This is a genomic window from Streptomyces sp. N35, assembly GCF_016464295.1.
In the GTDB taxonomy this organism is placed as follows: domain Bacteria; phylum Actinomycetota; class Actinomycetes; order Streptomycetales; family Streptomycetaceae; genus Streptomyces.
The window spans coordinates 86,723-105,009 of the sequence record NZ_JAEIMH010000025.1 but is presented as its reverse complement, the minus strand read 5'-3'; the positions used below and the strand labels follow the sequence as shown (position 1 = coordinate 105,009).

The window sequence follows — 18,287 nt, the reverse complement described above, 5'->3', positions numbered from 1 at the left end:
GACCCGGCCCACGGGGGACTCGTTCTTCTTCTGAGACCGGGGTTTCCCCTGGGTCTCCCGTGGTGACCGGCGCGGGGCCTTCGGCTGCCGCGGGCCGTTGTCGTACCCCCGTGGCACTCTCGAAGGGTGATCGTCGAGCGTGCGTATGCCCATGTGGACGGGGAGGACCCCGGGGAGTATCCGTGGAGCGTGCCCTGTGTGCGGCAGCTGCTGCGCGAGGGGCTGCGCTTCACGGCGCCGGTGACGTTCCTGGTGGGGGAGAACGGCTCGGGCAAGTCCACGCTGGTCGAGGCGTTCGCCGAGGCCTTCGGACTCGATCCGTACGGCGGATCGCACGACTGGCAGTACGCGAGCCACCGGACCAAGTCCGCGCTCGGCGAGCGGCTGCGGTTCGACCCGGCGGCCGGCGGGCGGCAGATGATGCGCAGCTGGTCGGCGCGCAAGGGGTTCTTCCTGCGGGCGGAGACGGCGCTGGACGCGCTCCGGCGCGAGCGCATGGCGCCGGATGAGCGCAGCCATGGGGAGGGGTTCCTCGTCGCGTTCCGCGACAAGTTCATCAAGCCCGGGCTGTACGTGATGGATGAGCCCGAGTCGGCGCTGTCGTTCGGTTCGTGTCTCGAACTGCTCGGCCATATCGACCAGTTGACCCGCGCGGGCGGCCAGATCGTCTGCGCCACGCACTCCCCGCTGCTCACCGCCCTGCCGGGAGCGGACATCGTCGAGGTGGGGGAGCACGGGATGCGGCGGGTGGCTTGGGGGGAGCTGGAGTTGGTGGATCACTGGCGGAGGTATCTGGGGGATCCGGGGGCTTATTTGCGGCACATTGTGGGGTGAGGGGGGTGGGGTGAGGGGTGAGGGGTGAGGGGGGTTGGGGGTTGGGGGTTCGGGCGGTTTCCGGGTTACGGGGTGAAGTCGGCCGGCGGGGTCTTGTACCCGCGTTCGTACGCGGCCGTGTAGGCGTCGGCGCCGAGGGCGGCGCGGGCGCGGGCCGCGGCGCGGTCGACGTCGGTGCGTTCGCCGGGCGGCAGCGGGGAGGCCACGGAGGCGCGGAGGGCCCCGGCGGTGCCGAGGGCTTCGGCCGCGCGTCCGGCCGCGCCGCTCGCCGACCACGCACCGGCGAGGCCCTCGACGGCGAACGCGATCGCCCGTGCGTCACCGGTGCGACGGGCCGCGCTGAGGCCCTCGGCGTGCAGTGACTCGGCGAGCTCGTGGTCGCCGCGCAGCTCGGCCACGTATCCGGACTGGGCGAGCAGCAGTGCCGTACCGGAGTCGACGCCGAGCCGGCGGTTCCAGTCGAGCCAGGGGGCGAGGAGCGACTGTGCGGTGTCGAGGTCGCCGCGGTGGCGGGCGCCGAGCGCGAGACCGATCTCGGCGAACTGGCGGGCCGGCGCGTGCCCTTGATCCGCGGCCAGCCGCGCGGCCTGCTCGTGATACTCCGTCGCGCGGTCGAACTCCCCTGTCAGCAGGGCGATCCGGCCCAGGCGCGACAGGCTGAACGACGCCTGGGTCCACAGTCGCAGCTCCTCGGCGACCCGCAGGCCCTCGCCGTGCAGCCGGGCCGCGGCCGGGTAGTCACCGGTGATCTCCGCGAGTACGCCGAGGAGTTCGGTGGCCTGCGCCTGGCCCCAGCGGTCGCCGAGGGCGGTGAAGCGGCCGGCCGCGGCCTCGGCGGCCTCGCGCAGGGACCTCAGGTCACCCTCGTACAGCGAGCGTGTGGCCCAGGTGCTGAGCGCCGCGGCCTCGCCCCAGGCGTCGCCGAGCGCGCGGAACTCGGTCTCCAGGGCGTGCAGCCGGCCGCGGTCCGGCAGGTGGGTGAAGCCGCAGCGTGCGTAGGCGAGCAGCCAGCGGCCGCGGGCGTCTGCGCCCTCGAAGGGGTCGCTCTGGTGGGAGGCGTCACCGGTGATGAGGGCGAGCGCGGCGCGGCGGATGCGGGTGGCGGTGAGGGCGGCGGTGAGGGTGGGTGGGGTGGGGGGTGCGCAGGGGTGAGGCACGTCTGCGGTGGTGAGCGCGTGGGCTTGGGCCTCTGCGGTGGTGAGCGCGTGGGCTTGGGCCTCTGCGGTGGTGAGCGCGTGGTTCAGGTGGGACAGGCCCTCGCTGAGGCGGCCGCTCAAGTACCAGTACCAGGTCAGGGAGTTGACGATGCGCAGAGCGAGCGCCGGGTCCCGGGTGCGGTCGAGGGCGGTGTGCAGATTGAGGGACTCGGCGTCGAGCCGGCGCAGCCAGGTGCACTGTTCGCCGCCGTGCAGCAAGGGGGCGGCGCGTTCGGCCAGTTCGGCGTAGTGCCGCGCGTGCCGGTCGCGGGTGGCCTGCTCCTCGCCGGACGCGGCCAGCTGTTCCAGGCTGTACGCCGTGACCGACTCGAGCATGCGGTAACGGGCGCCTTGTCCGTCGTACGTCATGGTCACCAGCGAGCGGTCCACGAGCCGGGCCACGAGGTCGAGGATGTCCTCGGGGGTGGGCTGCTGGTCGGGGGTCGGGTCGGGGTGGGGCCTGGTGGCCGGGGTGGGGGCGGGCGCGGGAGCCGGGCCGAGGGGAAGCGTGGGTGCCGGGTCTAGGGAATGCGCGGGAGCCGGGCCGAGGGGAAGCGTGGGCTCGGCGCAGACGGCTTCGGCGGCGTCGAGGGTGAACCCGCCCGCGAACACGGCGAGTCGGCGGAGTACGGCGCGTTCGGGCGGGCCGAGGAGTTCCCAGCTCCAGTCGATCATCGCGCGCAGGGTGCGCTGGCGGGCTGGTGCGTCCCGGCGGACCTGGCTGAGCAGACGGAAGCGGTCGTGCAGCCGGTCGGCGAGTGCTTCGACGCCGAGAGCACGGACGCGGGTCGCCGCGAGTTCGAGTGCGAGCGGGATGCCGTCGAGGCGGCGGCAGATGAGCTCGACCGACTCGCGGTTGGCGGCGGTGAGGGTGAACCCGGGCGCGGCGGACGCGGCCCGTGCCACGAACAGGGCGACGGCCTCGGGTCCTTCGAGCGGGGCGACGGCCTCCACCGTCTCACCGGAGACGTTCAGCGGCTCCTGGCTGGTGGCGAGGACCCGTACGCCTGGTGCGGCGCGCAGCAGCCGGCCGACCAGCGCGGCGACCGCGTCGACCATGTGCTCGCAGTTGTCCAGGACGAGCAGCAGTTCACGTGAGGCGAGGGCGCGCAGCAGGCGGGAGGCGCGGTCGGTTTGGGGTGCGTCCCCTTGCGTTGCGGACGGGGTGTCCCGCTGTGTCGGGTTCGTTGCCGATTGGGGAGGGAGATGGGGTTGTGGCTGTGGCTGTGGTTGCGGCTGTGGCGTCGGCTCGGCCGAGGGCTCGTCTCGTATGCCAAGTGCCGCCGCGATCGCGTCAACCGGGTCCCTCCGTGCTCCCGCCAGCTCCACCAGCCAGACCCCGTCGGGGAGTTGGGGCCACGGCTGGGCGGCGGTTGCTGGGGTGGGCGCGGGAGCTGTCGTGGGGGCCGGGGCGGCAGCAGAAACAGGCGGGTCGGACTGCGCGGCGGAGGCGGGTGGGTGGCCGGACTGCGGGGCGAAAGCGGCGGGGGAGGGCTTGGTGGCTGACGCGTCCCGGGCCAGCTCCGCAGCTGAAGTGGCCGGGCGCAGCCCAGGGGCTGAAGCAATTGGGTCCAGCCCTGCAACTGAAGCAACTAGGCCTTGCCCTGTGGTCGAAGCAGCCGAACCAGCCGTAGCACCCGGGACCAGCCTCGAAGCAGGAGCAGGAGCAGGAGCAGGAGCCGACGCAGGAGCCGACGCAGCGCCAGCCGCAGTCGCAGACGCCGGTGCCGAAGCAGCTGGGACGAGGCGGGCTGCTGCCTCTGTCGCGAGGCGGGTCTTGCCCACGCCGCCCGGGCCCGTGAGGGTGACCAGGCGTTCGGTGGCGAGCAGGGCGCAGATCCGTGTGACGGCCGGCTCCCGTCCGATCACCGTGTCCGTGCGTGCGGGCAGGTTGGTCGACGGGCGGGGCGCCGAAGGGGCAGGTGCGGTCGTGGGGGCGAGGTGCGGGTCCTGGCGCAGCATCGCCTCGTAGAGCTCGCGCAGCTCAGGGCCAGGGTCGACCCCCAGCTCGTCGGCGAGGTGCCTGCTCAGTTCGAGGTACGCCGCGAGCGCCTCGCTCTGCCGCCCCGACCGGTACAGCGCCCGCATCTGCACCGCCCGCAGCCCTTCGCGCAACGGGTGCTCGGCCACCAGGTCCGTCAACTCGTCCGCCAGCAGCCCATGTTCACCGAGCTCGACGCGCAGTCCCGCCAACTCCTCCTGGACAGTGATCCGTTGCTCCTCGAGCCGCGCGATCGCGGCCTGGGCGAACGACGCGTCCCGGAATCCATCGAAGGCGGGCCCCCTCCACAACCTCAGGGCATCCGAAAGCAGCGCAACGCGTATCCGCGGGTCCCCGGCCTGCCGCGCCCGCGCGACGAGCTGACCGAAACGGCCCGCGTCCACCTCCTCCTCCGTCACCCCCAGCCGATAGCCGGCCGGACCGTACTCCACCAGGGCCCGCGCGCCCGGCTCGCCCTTCTCCAGCGCCCGGCGCAGCTGGGAGACCTTCGTCTGCAGGGCGTTGGCCGGATTCCCGGGCCGCGCCGACGCGCCCCACAGATCCTCGACGATCCGGTCCACACCGACGGGCTGCCCCGCGTGCACCAGGAGCACGGCGAGCAGCGCCCGCACCTTGGCCTCGGGAACGGCGACCGCCGCTCCGTCCCCCGCCCGCACACCCAGGCTCCCCAGCACCTCGAAACGCATACCCCCACGCTAACTGGGCTGCCCACAAGGCGAGTCAGCAGCCACCATCCGGACCACGCCCGGACCACGCCCTGCGCGCACAGCCCATGGCCGAGCCGGCCCGAGGTGGGGAGCGATCCGCGGGTGGGGGTGGGTGGTGCTGGCTCGGGTGGGTGGGGTGCGGGTGGGTGGTGCTGGCTCGGGTGGGTGGGGTGCGGGTGGGAGGTGCGGGCGCGAGTGGGAGGAGCTGAGAGGGGCGGCGGCTTACGAGGGTGGCCCGGGGTAGTGGGTCGTGAGGGGAGTGCCTGGGAGGGGCGGCGGCTTACGAGGGTGGCCCGGGGTGGTGGTTGTGAGGGGGAGTGCCTGGGAGGGGCGACGGCTTACGAGGGTGGCCCGGGGTAGTGGGTCGTGAGGGAAGTGCCTGGGCGGGGTGACGGTCTACGAGCGAGAGGTGGCCCGGGTGGTGGCCCGAGTGGGGAGACGACCCGTGAGAGCGGTCGCCGACGGGTGGAGCTGGTTCCCAGACCACTTCACCCCTCAGCCCCTCCGAACCCTCAGCCCCTCGGAATCCTCAGCCCCTCCGAACCCTCACCCTCCGAACCCTCAACCCCTCCGAAACCCTCCCCCCGAACCCTTCTGCCCGCCTCACCTGCTCAGCCTCACCCCTCCCCGCCTCACCTCTCCCACCATCAGCCTCACCTCTCCTAGCCTCACCTCTCCCACCATCAGCCTCACCCCTCCTAGCCACAGCACCCTCAGCACCCTCGCCGTCTCATCCTCACCCCACCCCCGCGCCCCCCCGGCGCCCCCTCACGCCACCCCATGCGTAAACCGTCAGTCGTTCGTGCGTGGCCCGGCGCACTGTGGTTTGCGTGATCGAGAGCGGTCACCTTCCCGCCCATCCGGCGGGGAGCCGCAAGTCCGTGTGCTGCCAAGAGGCTGCGGGCTACCTTGGACCGAGATGAGAAGTCATGTCCTCCCTTCTGCGCTCCCGTGAGATTCGCCTCGCCGCCCGCCCGTCGGGCCAACCGGGCGCCGAGAACTTCGAGTTGGCGACCGTGGACGTGCCCGAGCCCGGTGCCGGGCAGATCGTGGTGCGCAACACCTGGATGTCCGTCGACCCGTACATGCGAGGACGTATGGACGATGTCCCCTCCTACATCCCTCCCTTCGCCCTCGGCGCCGCCCTCGAAGGCAGCGCACTCGGTGAGGTCGTCGCCTCGCGCGCCGAGTCCGTGCCGGTCGGCGCGACCGTCACCCACTTCCTGGGCTGGCGCGAGTACGCGCTGCTCGACGCGGCCGCCGCCACCGTCGTCGACCCCGCACTCGCCCCGCCCGAGGCATGGCTGGGCCCGCTGGGCACGACGGGTCTGACCGCCTACGCGGCCCTGACGCGAACCGCCCCCGTGCAAGAGGGCGATGTCGTCTTCGTCTCCGCCGCGGCCGGCGCCGTCGGCAGTGTGGCCGGGCAGCTCGCCCGCAAGCTCGGAGCCTCCCAGGTGATCGGCTCCGCCGGCGGTCCCGCCAAGACGAAGAAGCTGCTCGACACCTTCGGTTACGACGCCGCGCTCGACTACCGCCAGGGCGCTCTGGACGAGCAGCTCGCCCAGGCCGCACCGGACGGGATCGACGTCTATCTCGATGCCGTCGGCGGTGACCATCTGCAGGCGGCCATCGGTGCTCTGCGCACCGGCGGCAGGATCGCCCTGGTCGGCGCGATCAGCGGGTACAACGCCGAGTCCCCCACGCCCGGTCCCGACAACCTGTTCCGCGCCGCGGCCAAGGAGGCCACTTTGCGAGGCATGCTCGTCAGCAGTCACTTCGACCTCTTCCCCGAGTGGATCGGCAAGGCCGCGGGCTGGCTCGCCGACGGCTCACTGCGCACCGAACAGACCGTCGTGGACGGCATCGAGCAGGCACCCGGCGCCTTCCTCGGTGTGCTGAGCGGCGCCAACACCGGCAAGATGCTGGTCCGTCTGGAGGCGGCCCGATGAGCCCCGCGCCCACCCCCTCGACCGGTGCCACCCCCTCGACCGGTGCGACGCCGTCGGCCGGTGCCACCCCCACGACCGGCGCCGGAACTTCCACCGGTACCGGAGCCTCCACCGGTACCGGAGCCTCCACCGGTACCGGAGCCTCCACCGGTACCGGAGCCTCCACCGGTACCGGAACCTCCACTGGCGCCGGAACCTCCACCGGTACCGGAACCTCCACCGGCAGCACTCCCGCCGGTGAGAGCCGCACCGCCCTCCTCGTGGTGGCCCACCCCCGCACCGACTCGCTCACCGCGGAGCTGGCGCGGCAGGCTCAAGTCCGGCTCGAGAGCTCAGGGTTCACGGTCGACGTGCTCGATCTGTACCGCGAGGACTTCGACCCCAGGCTGGGTCCCGAGGACGAACCCGACTGGGCGGACCGGGACAAGACGTACTCCGCGGAGGTGCACGCCCATATGCGGCGCGTCGAAGCGGCCGAGGTGATGGTCATGGTCTTCCCCCTGTGGTGGTTCGGTCCGCCGGCGATCCTCAAGGGCTGGATCGACCGGGTGTGGAATCACGGTTTCGCCTACGGCCGCAGCCGGCCGCGCCTGGCCGGGAAGCGGATGTTCTGGCTGACGGCGGTCAGTTACACCGAGGCCGACTTCACCTCGCTCGGCTGGGACCGGACGGTCACCCATGTGCTGCGGACGGGAATATCCGAGTACTGCGGGATCGCCGACGCGGCGGTGCATTTCCTCCACGACTCGCTCAACGCCGACGAGTCCGCCGTCAAATCGGCGGCCGGGGCTCTGGAGGAGTTTCTCGCCTGACCGCCGCCGGCATCCGAAGCGGCGCACCGGGGGGGCGGGAGGTCATCCCGCCCGCCCGGCCAGGTCCCCGGTCGGCCTCGGCTCAGTCCCGGCTCAGTCCCGGGCCCACCGCACATACCCATCAGGCCGGACCAGCATCATCAACTCCCGCTCATCCGCCCACTGCACCCGTATGCACTCCTCCCCGGCCAGCGACTGAAGCTCGGCCGGCAGGGGCGTCTCCTTCGGTGCGATGAACACGAACTGTCCGCTGCGCAGCGCCTCGTACAGCCGGCTGCCGTCCGCGAGCTGTCCGTCCTGTGCGCGCCGGCCGACGAGGGCGTGGGACCCGCGCGGCGCCCGGTAGGCGTAGCCGATACCGGTGATCTGGCCGATCGCCTTGCGCTGCAGCGGTGCCGCATGGTTGAGCGCCTTGGATGCCAGCCAACGCACCGCCAGCTGGGCCGGGTTGTGTGCCATCGCGAGGCGTACGATCGTGCCGCTGCTGCGCAGCACCGCCGAGCCCACCGGGTGGCGCTCGTCCTGGTAGGAGTCCAACAGACTGTCCGGCGCCCGCCCGTTGAGGACCGCGGCCAGTTTCCAGCCCAGGTTGTTGGCGTCCTGCAGACCGGTGTTCATGCCCTGGCCGCCCGCGGGGGAGTGGGTGTGCGCGGCGTCGCCGGCGAGGAAGATCCGGCCCGTGCGGTACTGCGGGACCTGCCGCTCGTCGCTGTGGAAGCGGGAGATCCAGCGCTCGTCGTGCATCCCGAAGTCCGAGCCGAAGGCGCGGCGGATGATGTCGCGCAGCTCGTCGAGCGAGGTGGGGGCGTCGTCCGGGATCTCGGCGCGCTCGCGGTTCCAGCCGCCGACCCGCCAGTACCCGTCACCGAACGGGATCATGAAGCCGAAGGCTTCTTCGCCGCCCCTGACCGCCACGGTCAGGTCGGGCTCGCTCTCCAGGAGCACATCGGCAAGGACGATCGAGCTGATCACCGACTTGCCGGGGAAGGGCTGCCCGACCGCCTCGCGGACCGCGCTGCGCACACCGTCCGCGCCCACGGCATAGGCCGCCCGGTAGGCAGAGCTCTCCCCGTCCTTGTCCCGGACGTCGACCGTCACACCGTCGGCGTCCTGTCGCAGCCCGGTGACCTCGGCATCGTGCACGAACCGCACCCCGTGCTCGGTCGCCCGGCGGTGCAGCAGCTTCTCCACCTCGTACTGCGGAGTGCTCAGGAGGTAGGGGAAGCGGGACGGAATGCCGGCGAGATCGAGGGAGAGCGAGCGGAACAGGCGCAGTTGAGTGAGCTTCTGCCCGGTGGGGATCAGCTCGTCCGCCAGACCGCGGGCGTCCAGGACCTCCAGCGTGCGGGCGTGCACACCGAAGGCGCGGGTCAGATTGCTGATCTTGGCGGGGCGCTTCTCCAGGACCGTCACCCGTATCCCGGCCGCCGCGAGATCGCCGGCCAGGAGCAGGCCGGTGGGGCCCGCGCCGACGATCACGACGTCTGCGGTGGTGCTGCCGTGCTGCTCGGTGCTGCGGGTCTCGGTCGTGCCGGTCGTGCCGTTCATTGCGGCCTCCTCGGATGCCAACGCCTGTTGGTCAACGCTTGTTGGCAACAGTAGAACGCCTCGCGGTGGACTGTCAACACATGTTGGCCTACGCTTGTTGGCATGCAGGATTCCGAGACGCGCGGCAAGCCCCCCACCCCAGAAGCCACGCCCCGCCGCCCCGACGCCACCCGCGCCGCGATCCTCACCGCGGCGCGGGAGCGCTTCGCGGCCGACGGGTACGAGCGCGCGACCATCCGTTCGATCGCCAAGGAGGCGGGTATCGACCCGTCGATGGTGATGCGCTATTACGGCAGCAAAGAGGGGCTGTTCGCGGCCGCGGCGGAAATCGACCTGAACCTGCCGGCGCCCATGGACCTGCGCATGCAGCCCGCCGACCATGTCGGCCGCACGCTCGTCGCCCACTTCCTCGACCGGTGGGAGCAGGACGAGGTGCTCACCGCGCTGCTGCGGGTGGGCGCCACGAACCCCGCGGGCGCCGAGCGGATGCAGCAGATCCTCAAGGAGCAGATCGGCCCGATCGCCGCCCAGGTCTGCCCCGATCCGGCCGACGCCCCGCGCCGCGCCGCGCTCGTCGCCTCCCAGGTCCTCGGTATGGCGCTCGCCCGCTTCGTGCTGCGCTTCCCCGTGGCCGTCGCGATGCCGAGGGAGGAGGTCGTCGACTGGCTGGCACCCACGGTCCAGCGGTACTTGACCGCACCGCAGCCGTAGGCCCGCAGCGCCCCCTGCGCCGGAGCCGTACGCCTAAGGCCAGCCCTTGTGTCGGAGCCGTACCCCTAAAGCCAGCCCATGCGCCGGAGCCGTACCCCTAAAGCCAACCCCTGCGCCGGAACCCCCGGTGCACCAGAAAACAGGCCACCGCCGTCACCGAGACCACCAGCAAGTAGCCGTAACGCCAGCCGAGTTCCGGCATGTGCTCGAAGTTCATCCCGTACACACCGCACACCATCGTCGGCACGGCGATCACCGCCGCCCATGCGGTGATCTTCCGCATGTCCTCGTTCTGCGCGACCGTCACCTGTGCCAGATGGGCCTGCAGGATCGAGTCGAGCAGCGAGTCGAAGGACGCGATCTGCTCGACGGTGGTGGTCAGATGGTCGCCGACATCGCGGAAGTACGCCTGTACGCCGGGATCGATCAGTGGGCTGCGCCGCTCCGCCAGGACCGCGAGAGGACGGGCGAGGGGGGCCACCGACCGCTTCAGCTCCAGGAGTTCACGCTTGAGCTGGTAGATACGGCCCGGGTCCACCCGGCCCGCGTCCGGCGCGAAGACCTGGGTCTCGACGGCCTCGACATCGTGCTGCACGGCGTCGGCGACGCTCAGATACTCGTCGACCACGAAGTCCGCTATCGCGTGCAGCACCGCCGAAGGCCCCTTGGCCAGCTGCTCGGGGTCGGCTTCGAGGGCCTCGCGCACCGGCCCGAGCGAGCCGTGCCGGCCATGGCGGACCGTGATCACGAAGTCCCGGCCGGTGAAGACCATGATCTCGCCGGTGTCCACGATCTCGCTGGTGGCGGTGAGTTCATCGTGCTCGACGTAGCAGACCGACTTGAACACGGCGAAGAGCGTGTCGTCGTACGGCGCCACCTTGGGCCGCTGATGCGCCTGCACCGCGTCCTCGACGGCCAGCGGATGCAGTCCGAACGGCTCCGCGAGCGCGGCTATTTCCTGCTCGTCGGGCTCGTGCAGCCCGATCCATACGAAGCCGTCGCCCTCCTCGCGTACGCGCCGCAGGGCATCCGGTCCTGCCAGTCCCGCCCAGGAACCCGACTGCCGCTTGCCGCCCCGGTAGACCACGCAGTTGACGACCGCGCTGCCCAGCGGGGAGCGCGACGGATGGCTGAGGTCCACGGCCTTGCGCTGCACGCGGCGCACGATGCGGCGCAGCCTGCGGATCATCGGCATGCGTGGAGTCCCCTCGGATCGCTGTACACGCTGTATGCGCGGCACTCGCTGTCATCGCTGTGTGCGCCGGACTGCCCGGCTTCGGGGCAGCCTGCCACGCTCCTGCCCGTACGTCACCAGTCCATGCCCTCGCCATGAGGGCCTTGACCTGCGGTGATTACGGTACGAATCGGATTGCGCATGCGGGCCTACGGCAACCTGCTTACAGTCGACTCCCGGAGAACTCCGGCCGTACTACGGCTGCACGACCGCCGGCCCACGGCAGTACGGAGCACTCCGGTTCCGGCAGGCTCGGGGAGCCGAAGGAGAGCAAGCGAAATGAGCAGCGGCATACCGGACGACCATAAGTACTCCCGTCGTAAGAGGCTGCAGGCCACTGCGAGAGTGCGCGCCCGGCGGGTGGAACTCGCCCTCGACAGAGCCCGGACCCGCGCGGCCCAGGCGATCGGCCCGGCCCCGGAGAGCGTCGCCGCACACCGGCAGGCCGCGGCGACCGCGGAGCGGGCCCTGGCCGAACTCGATGCCGAGGGGCGTGTGTTCACTCGGCGTGACACCGGAGCCCGGGTGGTGCTGCGGGACACGCGCGCGGCGGCACCAGGAGCCGCGGCACCAGGAGCGGCGCCCCGGGGAGCGCCCGCCGGTGCAGCGAACGCCCAGGGAGCGTCGGAGGGCGGCGACCGCTACGAGGTCGAGTGCCTGACGCACCAGAGCGACCCGGTGTTCTTCGACGAGCTCGCCGCGGCCACGCGTGCGGCCCGGCACTCCGACACCTGGTGCGAGGCCTGCCGTCAGCTGGCGTCCACCCCGCACACGGTCCGCGCCCGCGCCCGCAAGGTCCTGGCCCCGGCCAAGCCCGAGATCCGCTACACCCCGCCCGAGCCGCGGCTGCGGTTCGACCCGCCGGCCACATAGGCCTGATCGCCACTCGCGTAACCCTTCCCGCCCGCACGGCGCGTGAGCCCGCCTCCCCGCAGGTTCATGCGCCGTCGCGCGCACTGTCGTCGGGGATCTTGAGGTGCGTGCCCCGCCCTCCGTCAAGCAGCCGGTTCAGCGGCGGCTCCTGCGCCGCTACGGCGCCGATGGTCATCGCGAAGGTGATCGCGGCGCACACCACGATCAGCCAGGACAGCAGGGTCAGGACGAGACCGAGCGAGCCGTACTCGCCCAGGGCCCGGTTCAGCGCGGCCGGCATGTAGAGCCGCGCCGTCAGCGCCAGGGCGTTGGTGGCGGCCGCAGCGAGCAGCGCGCCGGGCAGCAGTGCGAGCCAGGCGACGCGGCCGGCGAGCAGCAGGTGCTGGGTCCACAGCCATACACAGGTGCTGAGCAGGAGGTTCAGCGGGAGGCCGAGCCACATCCCGGCCCCGAAGCCGTCGCGCACCGGACCCTGGAGCACCAGGAACAGGACGAGTGCGCACAGCCACACCAGCCAGCGCCAGGCCGCGATCCTGGTCGAGGCCTTCGGCAGCCTCCAGGCCCGCTCGCACACCCGGGCCATCGCGCGGCTGAAGCTCGTCGCGGAGACCAGGGCGATGACCAGGCCGATGACGCCGGTGGTCTCGCGCAGGCTGCTGTCGCCCGTGGTGCCGAGCACCTGCCGCAGCTCGCCGTCGGCCTGCCCGGTCAGCCCGAACAGGCCCCGCAGGGACTCCCGCAACTGGTCGCGGACGCCGTCCGGGGCGAAGGCGGCGAACGCGAAGAGCAGCGGGATCGAGGCGAGGAAGGCCTGTGCCGCGAGCCGGGTGGCGGAGTCCAGGAGGTTCCCGGACAGCAGCCGGTGGGTCAGTTCACCCACGACGGGGAAGCGCGCCTCGGCGCTCGTCCGCAGGCGTTCCGCGTTGGTGTGAAGGCGCACGGTGCCGGCGCGCAGGCGCTCCTTCCGCGCCGTCCAGGCCATGCCGCCTCCCACTGGTGCCGCCGGCCGGTGCGCCGCGCCGTCGAAGGCCAGTCAAGGCGCCGACGGGCGCCGGGTGCGAGCGCTGCTGACCCATCGGGGTGCTGACCCGATCGGGGTGTGGACGCGTGCGGGCGGGTGCGCACGGGTCCGCGGCAGCGCGCGCCGCCGTCCCTGGGGGCACCGCGCGGCGAATCATGTGCCCGTATGGCGAATCATGTGCCCGTATCGGGACAAACCTGATGAACCGAGAGGCATTGCCGATGACCCGCGCCAGCCGGCGTTCCACCACGTCCCCTCGCACCGTGAGATCCACCGGACTGCTCGTCTCCGCCCTGGCCGGGCTCGTCCTCGGCATGGCACCCGCGTACGCGGCGCCCGGCGCCCCGGAGCCGGTGCCCTCCGACAGCCGGGCGACGTTCGTCGACCAGAACCTCACCACCTGCGCCCAGGTCGGCTTCCCCGACGATGTGCAGATCTCCGGGAACAACAACGACAACTCAGGCGACGCGTATGTGAAGGCCACGGGGACGGGTTCGAGCCCCACGATGGTCCAGGTCGAGATCACTTCCGCGGGCAAGCTCGCCGGAGTCGTCGTCGACGCCGTGGTCGTCAAGGGCGGCCCCGCGTCCAACGTCTACAAGTCCCCGTACCTCCCGCCGCGGCTCGCGGCCCCGCAGAACTACATCGCGCCCCGGAACTCGGGCGGCAACGTGGCGGACATCAGCCACTACTTCGTCTGCTACCACTTCGAGCAGATGCCGAGGGGCATCGAGGGCGAACTCCTCGTGCTCAAGCGGGTCGTGTACCCGCAGGGCCGCCCGGTCGAACCGCTGCCGACCGCGTACACCGTGGTGGTGACCTGCACCGATCCCGAGGGCGACGCCGCCACGGAGACGCTGGCCTTCAGCGGCGGTGGAGGTATCGGCACCACCGCGGACGGCCGGCACATCCTCAGGAACATCCCCTCGGGATCGACCTGCACGGTCGTCGAACAGGGCACGGACTCCTTCCCGGAGGGCGCCACCGTGACGTATTTCCCGGCCGGCGCACCGGCCCCGGGGGTCTCGACGGACCGCGTCAACAACGTGGTCATCACCAACGACTTCTCCGACGTCGAGGTCGTGAAGTCACGCTTCAAGATCACCAAGAACGTGGTGCCGCCCGCCTTCGGCCGGGTGCCCTCCTCGTTCACCGTCGACTACTCCTGCGAGGACGGGTCCGCCGGCGAGGTGGAGCTCAGCGCCGGTGAGACGGTGACCGTCGCCGACGTCGAGGCCGGCACGTACTGCAACGTCAGCGAGGCGGCGAGCGAACTGCCGCGCGGCTGGACGGTCTCGTACGCGGTCGACGGCGAGGCGAGCGCCGAGGATCCGGTGTTCCAGGTGGTGGCGGGCAGGACCGTCTCCGTCGTGGTGACCAACCAGGGCGCGGGGATGTCGCCCGACGACATCCCCGGCAAGGACAAGGACAAGGACTAGGACTAGGACGGCAGTCACCCCCCTGAAGGCCGCGCCCGCTCCCCGGGCGCGGCCTTCATCGCGCCCGCGCCGCCTACGACTTGGGAGCCGGCGGCTTGCTCCCGAACGCGTACACCACGTCACCGGCCCGCAGCGTCTTCCACAGCCGCTCGGCGTTCCGGTAGGACAGGTTCACGCAGCCGTGCGAGCCCGGCTCGTAATAGAGGGTCCGGTACCGGCCGTGGAAAGCCTGCCCGCCGGAGAAGAACTGGGCGTACGGCATGGGGGCGTCATAGAGCGTGGAGGTGTGCTCCGCGCTGCGCAGATACACCGAGAAGGTCCCCGTACGGGTGCGATACCCGGGTTTTCCCGAGCGGATCGTGGCCGGACCGAACACGACCTTCCCGCCCAGCTGCACCCACATCAGCTGCCGTGACAGATCCACGCACGCCACCCGCCGCCCGGCCCGCACGGGGCACTTGCCGCCGAGGTTCGGATGCTTCCTCGCGTGCAGCAGCTTCGCGGTGCCCCAGGTGTGCGGACCCGCGTATCCCATCTGCGGCGCGATCCGGTGCCGCAGCTGGAATTTCTGGATGGCCTTGCAGTCGGCGGCGGACTGCTTCCCGTCGACGGGCCGCAGCTTCAGATACCGCTCGAGCTCCTTCTGATACGGGCCCGCGGCGCCGGTGCAGTACGGGAAGAGCCGCGTCTTTCCCTGGTCCTTCGCCGGAACGAGCTCGAGCTCCCGCAGGTCCCGGTACTTGCTGTACTGCGGGAACGGATCAGCGGGGCGCCGCGGACCGCCCGCGGCCGGTTCCGCTCCGGCCGGCGCACCCGCGCCCAGCGCCAGCAGGCCTGCGCACAGGGCCACAGCCCACGGCCGTTTCGGCCGTCTCAGCATCGACACGAGTCCACGGTGCACATGCCGTACGGAAACCGGGCTCAACGCCACACGCGTGACGACTCCGGAAAACGGATCAGGGCTGTACGAGGCGAGCGATCAGTGCCACACAAGGCGACCGATCAGAGCCCGCACAAGGCGACCGATCAGGGCCACACCAAGCAATAGGGCTGATGCCCCGCCTCATGCAGCCGGTGGCTGAAGTCCTGCCATTCGTGCAGCAGTTGGTAGACGTTGAACGCGTCCCGCGGCCCCCCGCGGTCCGGCACCGTCGACCAGATGAACGCGGCCGCGCCCACGGCCTCCTCGCCGATGCCCCGAAGGGGGTCGACGACGGTCATCGGCAGCTTGACCACCGCGTAGTCGGGGTGCAGGACGACCAGTTCCAGCGGCGGGACCTTGTGCAGCGGTATGCCCTCGATGCCGGTGAGGACCATCGCGGCCATCGTCTCGGGCTTGATCTTGGTGAACATGCCGCCCATGCCGAGCTCATCGCCGCCGAGCTCCTCCGGGCGCATGGTGACCGGGACGCGGGCCGCCGTCGCCCCGTCGGGGGCGCCGAAGTACTTGTAGGTCACCCCCACTCGGCCACTCCTGATTCCCGTGTGCTCAGCATTCTCGCCTGCATGGGGGATGGCCGACTGTGCATCGTTCTCATGCGCCTCGCGCCTGTGCTTGCCCCGACGGGCACGTCGCGGTCCGAGGGCACCCTGGTCACCGGTCCCCTCGCCCAGCCCTCCACCGCGATGCATATCTTTCACCCAGACTGCTTTGTGGCCCGACTCGCTTTGTAGACGGCAGCGCCCCCGCCGCGCAACCCGATCATCGTGACAGTGACCTCCCCCACGGCCCGCCGGTGAAACGTACGAGGGCTCCATTCTCCCGGGGGACGCCCCCGGACCCCCAGCCAGTCCGGGGACTGCTGTCGATCACCGTCCGCCGGATAAGGGAATCACCGGTCCGCAGGAAGTCCGGAGCCTCTGACACCATGGCTCGTGTGAGCTTTCCCTATGACGCCCCAGTTTCGCAGACGCTTTTCGACCGTGCGGCCCTCGTGACACCCGGCGGCGTGAACTCTCCGGTGCGCGCCTTCCGCGCCGTGGGTGGTACGCCCCGTTTCATGGTGTCCGGTCAGGGTCCGTACCTCACCGATGCCGACGGTCGCGAGTATGTCGACCTCGTGTGCTCGTGGGGACCGATGATCCTCGGCCACGCGCACCCCGAGGTGATCGCCGCCGTGCAGGATGCCGTCGGCCGCGGCACCTCCTTCGGTACGCCCGGTGAAGGCGAGGTCGCACTCGCCGAGGAGATCGTGGCCCGGATCGCCCCGGTCGAGCAGGTGCGGCTCGTGTCCTCCGGTACGGAGGCCACGATGTCCGCGATCCGGCTCGCCCGCGGTTTCACCGGGCGCGCCAAGGTCATCAAGTTCGCCGGCTGCTACCACGGGCACGTGGACGCGCTGCTCGCGGCGGCGGGCTCCGGTGTCGCGACCTTCGGGCTCCCGGACACCCCCGGGGTCACGGGTGCGCAGGCCGGCGAGACCGTCGTGCTTCCGTACAACGATCTCGAAGCCGTCCGTGCCGCCTTCGCCGCGCACCCCGGCGAGATCGCCTGTGTGATCACCGAGGCCTCGCCCGGCAACATGGGCGTCGTCCCGCCGGCCCCCGGCTTCAACCAGGGCCTGAAGGATCTGTGCGCCGAGAACGGTGCGCTGTACATCTCCGACGAGGTCATGACCGGCTTCCGTACGAGCAAGGCCGGCTGGTTCGGCGTCGACGGTGTCGCGCCCGACCTGATGACCTTCGGCAAGGTCATGGGCGGTGGCTTCCCGGCCGCGGCGTTCGGCGGCCGCGAGGACGTCATGGCGCACCTCGCGCCGGCAGGCCCGGTCTACCAGGCGGGCACCCTGTCCGGTAACCCGGTCGCGACCGCCGCCGGGCTCGCGCAGCTCCGGCTGCTCGACGACGCTGCCTATGCCAAGGTGAATGCTGTGTCCAGCGAGATCCAGGCGCTCGTGACCGCGGCCCTCACCAAGGAGGGTGTGGCGCACCGGCTGCAGACCGCGTCCAACATGTTCTCGGTGTTCTTCACCGACCAGGACGTGCGCGACTACGAGGACGCCAAGACGCAGGAGTCCTTCCGGTTCACCGCGTTCTTCCACTCGATGCTGTCCGACGGTGTCTACCTGCCGCCGTCCGCGTTCGAGTCCTGGTTCGTGTCCACGGCGCATGACGAGCGGGCCGTCCAGCGCATCGCGGACGCCCTGCCCGCCGCCGCCCGCGCCGCTGCGGAGGCCACGGCATGAGTTCACTGCACGACGACAACGAGATCACCGTCGTCCACCTGATGCGCCACGGCGAGGTGGAGAACCCGGACGGCGTGCTCTACGGCCGTCTGTCCGGCTACCACCTGTCCGAGCTCGGGCGGCAGATGGCCGACCGGGTCGCCGAGCACCTCTCCGCGCGCGACATCACGCACGTGGTCGCATCCCCGCTGGAGCGCGCACAGGAGACCGCGACCCCGATCGCCAAGGCACACGGCCTCGACCTCGCCTCCGACGAGCGGCTGATCGAGGCGGACAACGTCTTCCAGGGCAAGACCTTCGGCGTCGGCGACGGTGCGCTCAAGCGCCCGGAGAACTGGAAACACCTGGTCAACCCCTTCAAGCCGTCCTGGGGCGAGCCGTATGTCGAGCAGGTCGTGCGCATGATGGGCGCGCTCGACGCGGCCAAGGACGCGGCGCGCGGGCATGAAGCGGTGTGTGTCTCCCACCAGTTGCCGATCTGGATCGTGCGCAGCTTCGTCGAGAAGCGCCGTCTGTGGCACGACCCGCGCAAGCGGCAGTGCACGCTCGCCTCGCTGACCACGTTCACGTACCGCGGCGACAAGATCGTGTCGGTCGGCTACAGCGAGCCCGCCATCGATCTGGTCCCCGCGCATCTGCGGGCGGGCGCCAAGCCGGTGAAGGGCAAGGACAAGGCGTTCGGCGCCTGATTCGCGTTCGTACGAGGGCGAAGGGGAGGGCACCCTCACGGGGGCCGGCCCCTCCCGCGCTCACAGGAGCTCCCCCCGGCAAAT

14 protein-coding genes are annotated in these 18,287 nt (G+C 71.3%); 8 read left to right on the top strand and 6 right to left on the bottom strand.

The window, feature by feature from the left end:
* Positions 1 to 126 precede the first annotated feature (126 nt).
* The gene (locus JAO81_RS16325; protein WP_199548571.1) at positions 127 to 834 is read left to right on the top strand and encodes an AAA family ATPase; all 708 of its coding nucleotides are present in this window, start codon (positions 127 to 129) and stop codon (positions 832 to 834) included.
* Between the two features lie 65 nt (positions 835 to 899).
* Here JAO81_RS16325 and JAO81_RS42505 read toward each other — a convergent pair whose 3' ends face one another.
* Positions 900 to 4,718 carry a BTAD domain-containing putative transcriptional regulator gene (locus JAO81_RS42505; RefSeq protein ID WP_233415435.1) on the bottom strand — a complete coding sequence of 1,273 codons (3,819 nt, stop codon included), beginning with the start codon at positions 4,716 to 4,718 and terminating at the stop codon, positions 900 to 902.
* 950 nt (positions 4,719 to 5,668) lie between these two features.
* Here JAO81_RS42505 and JAO81_RS16310 point away from each other — a divergent pair.
* Entirely contained in the window at positions 5,669 to 6,691 is a 1,023-nt protein-coding gene (locus tag JAO81_RS16310; protein ID WP_199548570.1) for an NADP-dependent oxidoreductase, read from the top strand.
* Positions 6,688 to 7,503: an NAD(P)H oxidoreductase gene (locus tag JAO81_RS16305; RefSeq protein ID WP_199548569.1), complete on the top strand. Its 816-nt coding sequence runs from the start codon at positions 6,688 to 6,690 to the stop codon at positions 7,501 to 7,503. The genes JAO81_RS16310 and JAO81_RS16305 overlap by 4 nt, the downstream gene beginning before the upstream one ends.
* A 93-nt stretch (positions 7,504 to 7,596) precedes the next feature.
* Here the strand turns inward: JAO81_RS16305 and JAO81_RS16300 are convergent, their stop codons facing one another.
* The gene (locus JAO81_RS16300; protein ID WP_199548568.1) at positions 7,597 to 9,051 is read right to left on the bottom strand and encodes an FAD-dependent oxidoreductase; all 1,455 of its coding nucleotides are present in this window, start codon (positions 9,049 to 9,051) and stop codon (positions 7,597 to 7,599) included.
* 102 nt (positions 9,052 to 9,153) lie between these two features.
* Between JAO81_RS16300 and JAO81_RS16295 the strand changes: the two genes are divergently transcribed.
* A complete protein-coding gene (locus JAO81_RS16295; RefSeq protein WP_199548567.1) occupies positions 9,154 to 9,762 on the top strand; it encodes a TetR family transcriptional regulator in 609 nt (202 codons plus the stop codon).
* 97 nt (positions 9,763 to 9,859) lie between these two features.
* Here the strand turns inward: JAO81_RS16295 and JAO81_RS16290 are convergent, their stop codons facing one another.
* Positions 9,860 to 10,957 (bottom strand): magnesium and cobalt transport protein CorA, encoded by a 1,098-nt coding sequence (locus tag JAO81_RS16290; protein WP_233415434.1) that lies wholly within the window; start codon positions 10,955 to 10,957, stop codon positions 9,860 to 9,862.
* A 318-nt stretch (positions 10,958 to 11,275) separates the two neighbouring features.
* On the opposite strand from JAO81_RS16290, the gene JAO81_RS16285 reads away from it, so the two are divergent.
* Positions 11,276 to 11,869 carry a hypothetical protein gene (locus JAO81_RS16285; protein WP_199548566.1) on the top strand — a complete coding sequence of 198 codons (594 nt, stop codon included), beginning with the start codon at positions 11,276 to 11,278 and terminating at the stop codon, positions 11,867 to 11,869.
* Positions 11,870 to 11,933: 64 nt separating this feature from the next.
* Here the strand turns inward: JAO81_RS16285 and JAO81_RS16280 are convergent, their stop codons facing one another.
* Positions 11,934 to 12,851, bottom strand: coding sequence for a YhjD/YihY/BrkB family envelope integrity protein (locus tag JAO81_RS16280; protein ID WP_199548565.1), 918 nt, complete (start codon positions 12,849 to 12,851; stop codon positions 11,934 to 11,936).
* Positions 12,852 to 13,153: 302 nt separating this feature from the next.
* Between JAO81_RS16280 and JAO81_RS43690 the strand changes: the two genes are divergently transcribed.
* Positions 13,154 to 14,329 (top strand): DUF5979 domain-containing protein, encoded by a 1,176-nt coding sequence (locus JAO81_RS43690; RefSeq protein ID WP_199548564.1) that lies wholly within the window; start codon positions 13,154 to 13,156, stop codon positions 14,327 to 14,329.
* Positions 14,330 to 14,402: 73 nt separating this feature from the next.
* On the opposite strand, the gene JAO81_RS16270 is transcribed toward JAO81_RS43690, so the two are convergent.
* Together JAO81_RS16270 and JAO81_RS16265 are read right to left on the bottom strand one after the other, a co-directional pair.
* Positions 14,403 to 15,209 (bottom strand): L,D-transpeptidase, encoded by an 807-nt coding sequence (locus JAO81_RS16270; protein WP_199548584.1) that lies wholly within the window; start codon positions 15,207 to 15,209, stop codon positions 14,403 to 14,405.
* 146 nt (positions 15,210 to 15,355) lie between these two features.
* The gene (locus JAO81_RS16265; protein ID WP_199548583.1) at positions 15,356 to 15,961 is read right to left on the bottom strand and encodes a hypothetical protein; all 606 of its coding nucleotides are present in this window, start codon (positions 15,959 to 15,961) and stop codon (positions 15,356 to 15,358) included.
* A gap of 236 nt (positions 15,962 to 16,197) precedes the next feature.
* On the opposite strand from JAO81_RS16265, the gene hemL reads away from it, so the two are divergent.
* Positions 16,198 to 17,514, top strand: a complete 1,317-nt coding sequence (gene hemL / locus JAO81_RS16260; RefSeq protein ID WP_199548563.1) for a glutamate-1-semialdehyde 2,1-aminomutase — start codon at positions 16,198 to 16,200, stop codon at positions 17,512 to 17,514.
* Complete coding sequence (locus JAO81_RS16255; protein WP_199548562.1) at positions 17,511 to 18,203, top strand: histidine phosphatase family protein; 693 nt, start codon at positions 17,511 to 17,513, stop codon at positions 18,201 to 18,203. The genes hemL and JAO81_RS16255 overlap by 4 nt, the downstream gene beginning before the upstream one ends.
* The last annotated feature ends 84 nt before the right edge of the window (positions 18,204 to 18,287 follow it).

Coding starts and splice junctions, on each gene's coding strand:
- JAO81_RS42505 (WP_233415435.1), bottom strand. CDS start 4,718: ATGCGTTTCGAGGTGCTGGGGAGCCTGGGTGTGCGGGCGGGGGACGGA.
- JAO81_RS16310 (WP_199548570.1), top strand. CDS start 5,669: ATGTCCTCCCTTCTGCGCTCCCGTGAGATTCGCCTCGCCGCCCGCCCG.
- JAO81_RS16305 (WP_199548569.1), top strand. CDS start 6,688: ATGAGCCCCGCGCCCACCCCCTCGACCGGTGCCACCCCCTCGACCGGT.
- JAO81_RS16300 (WP_199548568.1), bottom strand. CDS start 9,051: ATGAACGGCACGACCGGCACGACCGAGACCCGCAGCACCGAGCAGCAC.
- JAO81_RS16295 (WP_199548567.1), top strand. CDS start 9,154: ATGCAGGATTCCGAGACGCGCGGCAAGCCCCCCACCCCAGAAGCCACG.
- JAO81_RS16290 (WP_233415434.1), bottom strand. CDS start 10,957: ATGCCGATGATCCGCAGGCTGCGCCGCATCGTGCGCCGCGTGCAGCGC.
- JAO81_RS16285 (WP_199548566.1), top strand. CDS start 11,276: ATGAGCAGCGGCATACCGGACGACCATAAGTACTCCCGTCGTAAGAGG.
- JAO81_RS16280 (WP_199548565.1), bottom strand. CDS start 12,851: ATGGCCTGGACGGCGCGGAAGGAGCGCCTGCGCGCCGGCACCGTGCGC.
- JAO81_RS16270 (WP_199548584.1), bottom strand. CDS start 15,209: ATGCTGAGACGGCCGAAACGGCCGTGGGCTGTGGCCCTGTGCGCAGGC.
- JAO81_RS16265 (WP_199548583.1), bottom strand. CDS start 15,961: ATGCATCGCGGTGGAGGGCTGGGCGAGGGGACCGGTGACCAGGGTGCC.
- hemL (WP_199548563.1), top strand. CDS start 16,198: ATGGCTCGTGTGAGCTTTCCCTATGACGCCCCAGTTTCGCAGACGCTT.
- JAO81_RS16255 (WP_199548562.1), top strand. CDS start 17,511: ATGAGTTCACTGCACGACGACAACGAGATCACCGTCGTCCACCTGATG.